We start from the raw sequence: 12874 nt of genomic DNA on the forward strand, positions 1-12874 counted from the left end.
AACCGCTAGGCCCCGAAAATACACTTAACAATGAAACGCCCCCAAATTTCAGAGGGCGTTTCATTGTTATTCATATTGACACGAATTCTGCTGAAAAGTTCTTTTCTCTCTTCTAGCTTATTTCTCTATATAAAAATGCATGTTAAAAAACATGCATTTTTGAATTCATTATTTACGATAATTGTTTCCACTTATTCCCCATTACAGGGCGCTGGTAATTTTTCAAATGGCGCAATAATTCTTCTGCATCATCTGCTGAAACGATTAATTCTTTATTAGATGGATTCATAAATCCTTCTTCTGCTGCACGATTTACCATTTGCAAAATCGGCTCATAAAAATCTTTCACATTTAATAAACCAACTGGTTTATCATGAATTCCAATTTGCGACCAGCATACGACTTCAAATAATTCTTCAAACGTTCCATATCCACCAGGTAACGCAATAAATGCATCTGCAAGTTCTCCCATTTTCGCTTTACGTTCATGCATTGTTTCTACTTCAATGAGTTCTGTTAACCCTTCATGAACAATCTCTCCACGAAATAACCCACGAGGCATAACACCTGTAACACGTCCACCTAGACGTAACACTTCATTCGCTACTTCTCCCATTAATCCTACACATGAGCCGCCATATACTAGTTCATAATGATTCTGGACAAGCATTTTTCCAAGCTTAATAGCCTGCTCTTTAAATTCAGGTCTCTCTCCTAAGTTCGAACCTGCAAATACACAAATTTTTCTCATACCTACACCCCAAAGCTATATATTGTTATGATACAATAAACATTGTACAACATATTGAGGGGATGAGAAAGAATTGAATATAGTTGAATTTCAAAGATGGGTCGAGGAATTTTATAAAAAACGAAACTGGTTACAATATAATGCCTTTATTCGCTTAAATTTCTTAACAGAAGAAGTAGGTGAAGTGTCCCGCGTTGTGCGTGCCATTGAAATTGGAAGAGATCGTCCTGATGAACAAACAAAAGGACAAGAAGAATTAACACGAGAACTAAAAGAAGAACTTGGAGATGTACTAGCGAACCTTATTATTCTTTCACAGAAATATGACCTTGATTTACAAGATATTATGCAGGCGCATGTCTCAAAGCTTTCCAAAAGGTTCGAAACATCTAAATGAGAATACACCAAATCGAGTAGGAGAAGGTGATTAACCTCCGACCTCCCGTATACAGCGGTTCAATTCAGTCTGACGAATCAGTGAATAGCTGCTACGTAAGCTTTTAAGCCCTAAACAATTCAAGAATGATTGTTTAGGGTTCTTGCTAAGATTGGGCTATTAGAAATTCTCCAATATTTCTTCCGCTATTCCCTCATTCGTATGCTTTGGGAACTCCTAATGATCGTAATTCCTTTATGCTTATCTTAGGCGTTTTCCATTGTTTCCATATAATCATACGAAGTCAGATTCCCCCTAATTTTGGACACATACTACCCTTAACCCATTGTTTCAAAGAATTTCTCTTTCTTTCCAGATAAGGCAAGAAAAAATACGCCTCATACTCGAACTTCTTTGATTTTTCACTCTTCTATTTAAATTCGTCGATCCAATTCATTTGGTGATAAACCAAAAATATAAGAATGGATCGTTGTTGTAAAACTCAATATATAGTTACTTCTTGATAAGCGTCTACATATGTTTGAAACATGCATCACTTCAAACATTCGTATGACTCGATATGGGCATTCATATGTGGTGTCTTCGGTGGAATTCTCCCATGCAAGATTCACAAATGGGGCATACTTTTTCAAATACATTCGAAATAAATGATGAACCATTGTCAGTACGAATCACAGGTTTGTAGTCCGTTTCAAATTATTCCCGCTTGAATCGAACTCTTTGTACAAGATGACCAACGTCTTCGCTTGGACATTGTAAACCAATATGATAACCAATGATAGAACAATCACACACATCGATAATGGATAGAATATAAAAGAAAGGAATCGAACTTAAATAGGCAAGTGGATATACAAACACAATTTCTACAAAACAAAGTTGAGAACGCTCAAAAAAAGTGCATACATATTCTTCTGATGAAGATATGCATACACTTTTCTATGATTTATACATATGTTCTATTTTATCAGGAATGAGTGGCTATACGGGAAATTATTCCTTCTCCCAAACTATCGATTTTCCAGGTACATCACCTTTTGTCCACCACTTTGCCTTATACGTTACTCCGTCATGTTTTACTTTATCCCCACCTTGGTATGCCTTTTCTGCATTCCATGACAACACAATATCACTTATTAATTTCCAAGCATCTGAAATATCCGGTTGATTTCCTTGTGTCCACCATTTCGCTTCATATTCATACCCATTAAATAGCACACGATTTCCTGCTTGGTAGACTTTTTGTTGCTCCCAAGTTGTTAATCCTGTCACTTCTTTTTTCTGCTCGTTTCCTTTCGTTCTCACTTGCAATGTGTTACTTGCTTCGGATATATTCCCTGCTACATCTACTGCTCTTACTTCATATGTGTACAAAGTACCTGGTTGTAAGTTCTTATCCATTATTCTTGTCCCTGAAACCTTTCCAGGTAGTAGTTGACCATTGCGGTACACTTGATAGTGATCAATTTCTGTGTTACCTACGGAAGCTGTCCACATAAGATCGACTGTTGTTTCTGTTTCTCCCATAGAATGCAAACCTTTTGGTGCACTTGGTGCTTCCGTATCCACACTCGATAATTCTTTTGTTTTTACTGTAAGTGGCATGCTTTTCACAGATTCATTTCCTCTTCGGTCTACTGCCGTTACTTCATACGTATATTCTGCATTCGGTAGTAAGTTTTCATCAACTAACTCCGTTGTTGTTACTGGTGCTAATTTCTCACCATTTCGGTAAATGTTATAATGACTAATTGTTGTAGCATCTTTTGGCGCATCCCATTTTAAATGAGCTTTTTTCGCCTCTGTTTTGATTGTCACATTGCTTGGAGCAGAAGGAGCTACCAATTTCTCCCCCATCTTCTCATCATTTTGAACATTTACATCCATAACTTGATAGAATGCATTAGCTGTATCTGCAACATCCCATACTCCTAAAATTAAATGATATCCTTCTCGATCAGCTGGTACTTGAATTTCATGGACATAGCCAGCTGGGTGATCTTTTGGTAACTTTCCTTCGCCATCAATAGCTCCAATTGGCTCTAGTACTTCACGTGTCAAAGGTTTACTCGGGTCCCAACCATTTTTTGTCATATAATATGTCCATTTTTCTGTTTTATGTTCCGCAGTATATTTCCAAACAAATGCATTTTTCCCACTTTGTATATCAATTTTTTTCCAATGTAAAGGATTTTGAACATCTAATGGCGCAAATGCAGGTATTCCACCACTTGCGATTTTACCATCCGCCGGTCCTGCCAGTGGAAATCCTTTCGGTGCTTCTATACTTTGCGGCTCATTTACTGCACTCCCATATTTAGTAAACGCATCCTGCCAACTTATTTGATTCATTTCTAATGTTCTCCCTAAATGGGCGCGGCTATTTTCAATATATCCATGAGCAGATGCACTACTTTCTCCCAAAAATAGAGCGCCCATCATACCGCATATTGCTAAAGGCGCTACTTTTCTCCATCTTTTTCTTGCATTTACTTGTGATAATTGCTTCTTTTTTTGATTCAATGTTATCTCCTCCTGCTATACTACTTTTGATGCATTCTTAAAATATATCCTTAGTTTCTAACGGCTATTTTCCTTTAATATTCATTTTTTTGAATATACTTCCTCTAAGTTATGCTGACTTTGTCAGCAAGCTTCTTCTAGCATCTTGTGTTTTTTTCTTTTCACTTGTTCTCTCCTTTCTTGATTCAACCTTTTCTGTCTTCTACTTTATTTAAAGAAAAGCTTAAATTAGATTAAGCGCTATCATTATAATATAGTTAGTAAACTATAATAATAGAGAATTTATCCTTTTAAAAAAGAACTTTTTCATCACAGAGCTTGTCCAGTTGGAGACAAAGAATAAAGTTATCATGAACGAAACTAGCTCCTTACCCGTAATTTCGTAGTTTAATTTGGTTACACTGAATAACTATAAAAAAACAAACCAAATCAGAGCTATATTACGAAAGGAGCTAGTTTATTATGAAGGATACCACAAAATACGTAGGTTTAGACGTTTCAAAGGAAAAAATTGCTGTTGCTATCGCAGATGAAGTAAGAGGGGAACCTAGATATTCAGCAATGATCCCTCATACACCTGAATCTCTAAGAAAGCTGATAAAAAAATTAGGTGCCGTTGAACACCTAAAAGTATGCTATGAGGCTGGTCCAACTGGCTATGAGATTTACCGCTTACTTTTAAGCTTAGGAGTAGATTGCGCAGTGATAGCTCCTTCTCTTATCCCTCAAAAAACTGGAAAGCATAAAAGCGTCTGCACACGAAATACTATCGTTTACTTTCGAGAGGAAAAGCGGCTCCTAAAGCGATTACTGCGGTCGCAAGAGAACTAGCGGGATTTGTTTGGGCCATTGCACAAGAAGTCGAAATGACAAAAGAAATTTCTTTAGGAATTGAACAATAAGCGCTCTTCTTTTTTGGAAAATCAATAGATACGCAATAAAAAATGGAAAAATAAATACGTAAGCGTAGGGCTCGAAGGCAAAGGGAAAAGCCGGAAAGGAGAATCCACGTGTTTCACTTGTGACAATCCTATTTAGGATGGACTCACGTATAAAGTTCGTGGAAGCTCCCCCAGACGGAAAGATAAAATGTGAAAACCCACGGATATCAGTATGCTCACCGTCGTAGAGTCATTTTGCCTTCGTGCCGTGCGCTTCCCTGTTTATTTGCATAAATATTATGCTTTTATTAAGCTTAAAAAACTTGACACGGAGCCTCTACAGGCATGATTCGTACGCCAAGCTACCAAATTCCTAAAGGAAGTTGGCGCTTACCTGCAAGGTTATCATGCCCGCCTCTCCGTATAAAGTTTTTTAGAGGGAACACCAAATTTTGTCCCCTCTACTTTGAGTTGCCTAAAATATTGTTTCAACCCGAAATATGAGGGAAGGACTTGAAAGTTTCGTTCATAATCGGTGAAACTTTAATCAGTGGGGGGCTTCATCTCCCGCTGATTATGAGCCCTCACCAATTGGGCTGTTACGGGTAGTAAGACTCCCCCCTATCTTCCTTGCTTCTCTCTGAATCTTGAGGCGGGAGTCTTACTGCGCTAAAATAACGGGATAAATTGCGGAGGGTAACGATTAAATAGCAAACACTATCTGAGGTCACCATACATGCCCATCAATTCCTTTTCTCATATTTAAAGATATTTTATTTTTGTAATCCATTAATAATTGTATCTGTATTCCACTTCATCATTTTTAAGTAAGTATCTCCATCCTTACCTGGCTTACCAAGTGAATCTGTGAAGATTTTACCAGCGATTGGTACATTCGTTTCTTTTGAAACAGTTTCCATACTACGTGAATCTACACTTGTTTCCACAAATAAAGCTGGAATCTTTTTTTCTTGAATTAAATTTACAACGTCTCGAATTTGATCTGGAGTACCTTGGTTCTCTGAATTAATTTCCCAAATATATCCTGTTTGCATTCCATATGCTTTTCCAAAGTATTTAAACGCACCTTCACTAGAAATTAAGTAACGTTTTTCTTCAGGAAGCTGCTGGATTTTTCTTACTGTCTCCTCATGCAGTTTTTGAAGTTCTGCTATATACTCTTTCGCATTTTTAGCGTAGAATTCTTTGTTTTTAGGATCTTCTTTCATCAATGCTTCTTTCACATTTTTAGCATAGATAATACCATTTTCAATATTCATCCACGCATGTGGATCTGTTTCTTTTTCTAATCCTTTTGTTTCTAAATAAATCGGCTCTACACCCTTACTTACTTTATAAACAGATGCGTCCTTTCCTGATTTACCTGTCGTTTTTAATAGTTTTTCAAACCATGAATTACCTTCTTCTAAGTTTAAACCATTGTAAAACACTACATCAGCATCCTTCATTCGCATCACATCTTTGGGTAGCGGATCATATTCATGAGGATCAGCCCCGATTGGAACAAGACTATGAATCTCAACTTTATCTCCACCAATTTGCTTCACCATATCATATATAATTGAGTATGTAGTTACAACTTTTAATTTTCCACTCCCCTCTCCCTTCCCATTTGTGTTACTAGAACATGCAGTTAATCCAAATGCGAAAATACAAAGTATCGAAAAGAAAACATTTTTCAATTTCATCTTTATCCTCCAATCCATTATGACAACTCTGCTCTATTTTTTCTCATTTTGATAGCTCTCCAAAACAAACCTTGTGACGGTGAGAAAAAGAATGCTAATCCGAATAAGAAGGTTGCAACAAGAACAATCGCTGCACCTGAAGCAAGATTATAAGAGAAACTAAAATATAGCCCTACTACAGATGAAAATGCACCAATACCCGTAGCCAAATAAATCATAATCCATAAACGGTTTGTTAATAAATACGCTGTAGCTGCTGGTGTGATTAACATAGAAACAACCAGAATAATCCCTACAGTTTGAAGGGAAGCAACTGTAACCATCGTAAGAAGAACCATTAATCCATAATGTATGAGCTTGTTTGGCAATCCATAACTTTGTGCCATTATCGGGTCAAAAGTAGATACCAGTAGTTCTTTATAAAATAGAATCACAAGACCGATAATGATAATTCCAATAACAAGTGTCATCCACATATCTGAAGAACGAACTGCTAAGACATTTCCAAATAAAATGTGGTACAAATCCGAACTACTCTTCATAAAGGTTATTAAGATAATCCCTATAGCAAATACAGATGTAAACATAATCCCAATTGCCATATCCTGTTTAATACGACTATTTTGGCTTACAAATCCAATTCCTACCGCAGTAATGACCCCTGTGAAAACCGCACCTATGAAGTAGTCCATTCCAAACATATAAGAAAGTGCTACTCCTGGAAGGACGGCATGTGAAATGGCATCCCCCATCAATGCCATACCTCGTAATATAATAAAGCATCCAATTACACCACCAATAATTCCCACCATAACAGAAGTTAATAAAGCTTTCTGAAGAAAACCGTACTGCATGATTGCATCTATAAATTCTACAACCTTCATGATGAGTATACCTCCGGTGACTTATTGAAGAGTATTCCCTGATTCACATACGCTTTTGACAGAATAGTCGGTTCTAATACTTGTTGCACTTCTCCGTACTGAATGAAGCATTTATTCAATAATAGTAATTTATCAAAATAGGATTCTGCTTTACTTAAATCATGATGTACAACAACAATTGTTTTTCCTTTTTTACGTAATTCTCTAAGAATTTTAATAATTGTCTCTTCACTGGTTACATCAATTCCAACAAATGGTTCATCTAAGAAAAATACCTCAGCCTTTTGTGCTAATGCTCTTGCCAAAAAGACACGTTGTTGTTGTCCACCTGACAGCTCACCAATTTGGCGATTTTTAAACTCTTCCATTCCAACTTTTTTTAAGCACTCAAATGCCCACTCTCGATGCTCTTTCTTCGGTCTTTTCATCATTCCTAAAGATGGATACGTTCCGATTAACACGACATCTAAAACGGTAATCGGGAAATCCCAATCTATATCACTTCTTTGTGGTACATACGCAACACGCTTTCTAGCACTTCGAATATCCTCTCCAAGAATTCGAACATATCCCTTATCATTTGGGATTAAATCTAAAACAGCTTTCATTAATGTAGACTTTCCCGCTCCGTTTGGACCAATAATTCCAACAAGCTTTCCCTTTTCAATATCAAAAGAAACATTCTGAACCACTTGATTCCCTTGATACGATACAAACAAATCTTTTACAACTACAGCCCCAGCCATTTTTTTATGTATTCCCCTTCCTTTTTCTCCTATATAAATATTTTGCGCAAGGGCAAAATTTAGACAAAAATACATTTTATTATAAATATAAAATGTATTTTTGATTTAATTTTCCTTAAGGAAACTTTTTTTCTCAAATCAAATTATATAGAATTGATGCAAGTTTGTAAACATAATAACTAGCAAGCTGAGATTCTGAATCACTATGAAATAGAATCCTCCTTTGCCCTCTATAAATCTGTTTGACTTGCTGAAAGGATACGAAATGAAACGACCTGTCTAACTTTATGAGAGTAGCTCTTGTAAATACTTATCACCTATAAGGTAACAAATACATGATACAACAGTAACAAAGTAAACAAACTTAACAAATAATATGCAAATATAAAAATTGCCTGTTGTACTTGCAACTTGTACATTTTAATTGGCATCGAGTATTGGCCAGTTCCTTCTATAAGAAAGATAAGAAAAATGATATGTAACATAAAATGACCAATGATTTCTGTTATCCCAAATAGAATGGTCGTAGATAGAAAAATAATTGTAACTAAAACAGCGAGTGTTCGATTTAATATCCCGATAAATAACAAGTATCCAATACTAAACTCAATAAAGGCACACAATAACACAAACACATCTGCTGGAAATCCGAACGTTGGTACCTGATACCTGGTAACAACGTCGATTGCCATAGAGGGGTAAATAATTTTTTCCATTGCCACCCAACACAGACTAAAACCTGTAAAAAAATATAGGATGGGAATGGTCCACTTTTTTGCCTTTTCTTTATAGAAAAATAATGAAATTGCAACCGCTACATAAAAGATATAATCGATTGTGCAACCAAGACAATGCTCAATTGTAACCCCCAAAAATAAGATGAGTATGCCGAGAGCTCCCAGCTGAGTTGCTATACGGTAAGGTAAGATAAGTAATAGAATAATTCCCCAGACAATCCATCTGACTTTTTGTGTAGAAAATTCAATTGCAAAAATGCTATCAGAAAAAACTTGAAGTAGGAGAGCAATAACCGTACCGTATTTGAGTAGCGTAAGAGAATGTGTTGTGAAGGACTGTAATGCTGTTTCACATGCTTGAGCCCATTTCCACTTACTTATCTTTTCTATAAGGACAGGTAAATAAGCTAACACAAGCGCAACAAAGATAGCAATTACAAGGAATAATGGTTGTAGAATTTCTTCCATAGGTACCTTTTCTGGGGTTGCATGTGTAAACCACTTAACATGAGCTTGGACAATATGCGGAGAAAAGAGAACACATATTAGAAAAAAGAGTGTGCAATGAAGTTGTTTTTTAGCCATTGTTGTTTCCTCCTTTCACTTATTTTCTCAGTATAAAAACATTTTTACACGAGGGTAAATAGTGTATAAGTTCCTTTAACAAAAGAAGAAAGACGAATTGTTTCCTCATGGCATTTCAATAGATAATGTAGTACGGACGAATGATATTTGATTCCAATCCCCTTCTCCTTCTGTAATGGAGAATACGTTCTCAGGGTTTTTGGAATTAGGGGAAAGTTGCAAGCGAATTCAAACTTTCTAACAATCTAATCATTCAAATTGATAAAAAACAGATACGGGAGAGATGAAACAATGGCATTAGGAACTTTAAAAGGAATTGTTCTTACGGGCGCATTACTTGGGACATCTGTTGTGGGAACAGCTACTGTGATGAAATGGTCTGGTGATGCAAAATTAGAACAAATGAAAACGGCAATGGAAGACGCAAAAAAAGAGGTTATTAAGGCGAATCAAAAGTTACAAACTGTTTTTGACAAATTTACTATGTTGAAAAACGAAGCTGTTAAGAAGTTAAACGATGCAAATGCAACTATCGAGGATAAAGTAAAGCATATCAATTGGTTAGATATGGAATTAACAGACATCGAAGACACGATTAAGGGCCTTGAGGATAACAATCAAATCAACAATCAAATCATAGAGGAGTTAAAGCAACTAAAAGATTTGGATCAAGCTAAAAAAGACGAATTACTAAAACAAATTGATAATTTACAGAAGAACTTAGATGCCAAGGGCATTTTAACGAAAGAACAAGAAGAGAGAATTAAAAAGCTAAACGATTTACTTCAAAAAAAGCAAGATCAGATTACAACAGATGATATCGACAAAGTGACGCAGATTATGGAAGAAATCGACAAAGAACAGAAGGAAGATCTGCTAGTAAAGCCGGAAGACAAAAAGGAAATCGATAGCCTTTTTGAGAAAGTGAAAAAGGATACGAAGGATATAACTAGCCAAAAAGAACTAGAAGAGAAAATTACGAAAATAGTAGGAAATGACAAGACAGGAGATGTCACTGCCTTAATGAAGGAAATTACAGATGAGAGCCTCAAAGAACCAACAGACCTTTTAGAAAAAATTCGAGGGCTTCTAGAAAAGGATGGAACAAGCGGACAGGACAAAAATTCAATTCAGCAAATTAAAAATGAGATTACCACATTACGTCAGAGCTTGACGGAAGCAAATGTGAATACGGAAGCGGCTGCAAAAGACATCGCTGATAAATTAAAAGAGGTGCTGGATAACGTGCAGCAAGCAATCCAAGAGAATGCGATAAAAGACTTAGATCCATCATTACCTGAAATTATAGATAGCGAAAATAAGAGTAAGCGTCGTCAGGGAACACCAAACCAATAAAAAAACAAAATAGAGTGGATATTTTTTAAGTAGGAGGAAATGATGTGCTTCTTCATCACCTTCTTCTCTCACACCTTTCTTTCATTTGTAAAGGATGAGAGAAGAAGGAATTTGGAATTTTATTTGATAGTGAAAAATATGGCATTTTGTAAAGTCGTCACTTGAATGAATACATCTAGGTGAGGAGGAATATATGTTTGTTGTTGAAAAAAATAATGCTGGGCATATTGGCCACGAGCCTAATTACAGGATGGACAGGAGATACACATTTAAATAAGCTGAAAGAGGATGTAACCAAAATCCAAACAAATGTGCCGAAATTTGTCAATACCTTCGATACTTTAAAGAAAAAATTTGATGAATTCGCACAGAATGCGAATAACAAAATTGGACAAGCCAATCAAATCATTGAAGATAAGGTACAATACATTAATTGGTTACATGAAAAGTTAGATCAAGCTGCCCAAGAAAACAATCAGGAGAAGCAACGGGTTAAAACTCTGCAAGAGGACTCAGATAAGCTGAAACAGCAACTGAAGAGCACAGAGGATAAGTTGAAGGAATACAAAAAACAAATTGACACATTACTACTAGAGCAAGAGCTTGTTAATTTATACGAAAATGGGAGCCTTAGAGAAAGCGTGGATCAAGACACGTTAGATCGGCTACGGGATAAAATTAATCAATTCGGAACAGAACAGAAAGCACAGTTACTAAAAAAGTGGGAACAGGCACAAGTATCTTTCTTGAAAAACCTGATTCAAAAAGTGGAGTACATTGATGGTATATTATACATTACTTTTAAAAACGATGATTACCTAAATTATGGGATTTATTTATACCGAAACGGTAAATATCACGGCTCCATAAAATTTGACCCTACGTATGGCTGGATCTCAAAAGACAAGAACGTACAGATCAACGAATCGACGCGGACGTTCTCATCTTGTAGGTTAACGATGACCAAGTGTGAGCAGATGATATCCCCTACGGATGATTACCATATCGAAGTTGCCAGACTTTATTGGGATGATACGAGAATTGTTTATAGGGAAAATTATATAGTTTATAGGAAGGGAGATTCACTAAATTCAACACAAAAAAAAGATGAAAAAGACCAGTCGGAATTTCAAATAGATCAGTTGCAAGGAGGGCCAGAAAGTCTGAAACAGCAACTGGAAACGAAAGACGAGCAGATTCAGAAGCTAGAACAAGAAAAGCAAAAGTTAGAAACCCAAATGAATCAGTTGCAAGGAGGGCCAGAAAGTCTGAAACAGCAACTGGAAACGAAAGACGAGCAGATTCAGAAGCTAGAACAAGAAAAGCAAAAGTTAGAAACCCAAATGGATCAGTTGCAAAGGGAGCCAGAAAATCTGAAACAGCAACTGGAAATGAAAGACGAGCAGATTCAGAAGCTAGAACAAGAAAAGCAGAAGTTAGAAACCCAAATGAATCAGTTGCAAGGAGGGCCTGAAAATCTGAAACAGCAACTGGAGAGGAAAGACAAGCAGATTCAGGAGCTAATGACGGCCAAAGCAACATGGGAAAAAGAAAAAACAGAATTGGAAAAGAAGTTAAAAGCTGCTGAAGACAAAATGGAGCGGCAAACAGAGTCTGACGCAAAAAATACATCCACTTGAAAGAGGTATATAGATTTCTAATGATGAATGAACTTTACTTGATTTTGGACAGATTGGTTCGGTAAAGTAAGGTGTCCTTTTTTCATCATATGTATCGCTTTAGAAAGAATGGATTCATTTCTTTCTAAAGCGATGATTTTGTTTTACTATGTTACTCAAGTGCTTTTGTTGTGTAAGTCGAAATCGCCTCCAAGGGGCTGTTCCAAAAGCTCCTTTTATAACTCACCCCCCACGGGGAAAATGTATTTTCTCCGTGGGGGGTGTTGTGTTTTCGATTATCTTTCGCTTGATATAGATTTGCGCTCCTTCATCAGACCAAAGACTTTGTTTTGCTTTTACTTCTTCATACGGTTCTGATGCAAAAAATCTGTCAAACATCGATTTAAAGCTTTAAGAAATAAGGCAGTGTAATGCTGAATGTTCAGCATAGTACACTGCCTTTTCCCATCTAATATAATATTGTTAGATGTATGATGTTTCCAATAAAACATACCAAAGCTTTTTGTTGGGGGTAATGAAGATGTTTGCATCCTATTTAATGCAAGTTTTATGAATACTACCTGCATATAAAATGATTATAATATGCGTTTCTTATTTTTTATACATTCTATTTTTACCTTTACAAAGGTAAAAATAGAAGCACAACTGGTTTTGTAATCGTTCGT

At 36.2% G+C, this 12874-nt stretch carries 10 protein-coding genes and 1 pseudogene; 4 read left to right on the forward strand and 7 right to left on the reverse strand.

What is annotated here, in order from left to right; all coding sequences use genetic code 11:
• Positions 1-172 precede the first annotated feature (172 nt).
• Entirely contained in the window at positions 173-751 is a 579-nt protein-coding gene (locus MR059_RS14860; protein WP_012096080.1) for an LOG family protein, read from the reverse strand.
• 73 nt (positions 752-824) lie between these two features.
• Here MR059_RS14860 and MR059_RS14865 point away from each other — a divergent pair, with 73 nt between their 5' ends.
• Positions 825-1148 (forward strand): MazG nucleotide pyrophosphohydrolase domain-containing protein, encoded by a 324-nt coding sequence (locus MR059_RS14865; protein WP_012096082.1) that lies wholly within the window; start codon positions 825-827, stop codon positions 1146-1148.
• A gap of 993 nt (positions 1149-2141) precedes the next feature.
• Here MR059_RS14865 and MR059_RS14870 read toward each other — a convergent pair.
• Positions 2142-3671, reverse strand: a complete 1530-nt coding sequence (locus tag MR059_RS14870) for a lytic polysaccharide monooxygenase (RefSeq protein ID WP_242161880.1) — start codon at positions 3669-3671, stop codon at positions 2142-2144.
• Positions 3672-4133: 462 nt separating this feature from the next.
• Here MR059_RS14870 and MR059_RS14875 point away from each other — a divergent pair, with 462 nt between their 5' ends.
• A complete protein-coding gene (locus MR059_RS14875) occupies positions 4134-4502 on the forward strand; it encodes a hypothetical protein (RefSeq protein WP_242161881.1) in 369 nt (122 codons plus the stop codon).
• A gap of 823 nt (positions 4503-5325) precedes the next feature.
• On the opposite strand, the gene MR059_RS14880 is transcribed toward MR059_RS14875, so the two are convergent.
• From MR059_RS14880 to MR059_RS14895, 4 genes are all read right to left on the reverse strand, one after another.
• Positions 5326-6261, reverse strand: a complete 936-nt coding sequence (locus MR059_RS14880; protein WP_012096088.1) for a metal ABC transporter substrate-binding protein — start codon at positions 6259-6261, stop codon at positions 5326-5328.
• A 17-nt stretch (positions 6262-6278) separates the two neighbouring features.
• Positions 6279-7145: a metal ABC transporter permease gene (locus tag MR059_RS14885; RefSeq protein ID WP_012096089.1), complete on the reverse strand. Its 867-nt coding sequence runs from the start codon at positions 7143-7145 to the stop codon at positions 6279-6281.
• Entirely contained in the window at positions 7142-7891 is a 750-nt protein-coding gene (locus MR059_RS14890; protein ID WP_242161882.1) for a metal ABC transporter ATP-binding protein, read from the reverse strand. The genes MR059_RS14885 and MR059_RS14890 overlap by 4 nt, the downstream gene beginning before the upstream one ends.
• Positions 7892-8208: 317 nt before the next feature.
• The gene (locus MR059_RS14895) at positions 8209-9213 is read right to left on the reverse strand and encodes a hypothetical protein (protein WP_242161883.1); all 1005 of its coding nucleotides are present in this window, start codon (positions 9211-9213) and stop codon (positions 8209-8211) included.
• 291 nt (positions 9214-9504) lie between these two features.
• On the opposite strand from MR059_RS14895, the gene MR059_RS14900 reads away from it, so the two are divergent.
• Complete coding sequence (locus tag MR059_RS14900) at positions 9505-10569, forward strand: coiled-coil domain-containing protein (RefSeq protein WP_242161884.1); 1065 nt, start codon at positions 9505-9507, stop codon at positions 10567-10569.
• Between the two features lie 197 nt (positions 10570-10766).
• A complete protein-coding gene (locus MR059_RS14905) occupies positions 10767-12209 on the forward strand; it encodes an AAA family ATPase (protein ID WP_012096092.1) in 1443 nt (480 codons plus the stop codon).
• A 17-nt stretch (positions 12210-12226) separates the two neighbouring features.
• Here MR059_RS14905 and MR059_RS22500 read toward each other — a convergent pair.
• A pseudogene (locus MR059_RS22500) lies at positions 12227-12389 on the reverse strand (IS6 family transposase); the annotation flags it as partial.
• Positions 12390-12874 lie beyond the last annotated feature (485 nt).

This window comes from Bacillus cereus group sp. BfR-BA-01522 (genome assembly GCF_022662635.1).
Lineage (GTDB): Bacteria > Bacillota > Bacilli > Bacillales > Bacillaceae_G > Bacillus_A > Bacillus_A cytotoxicus.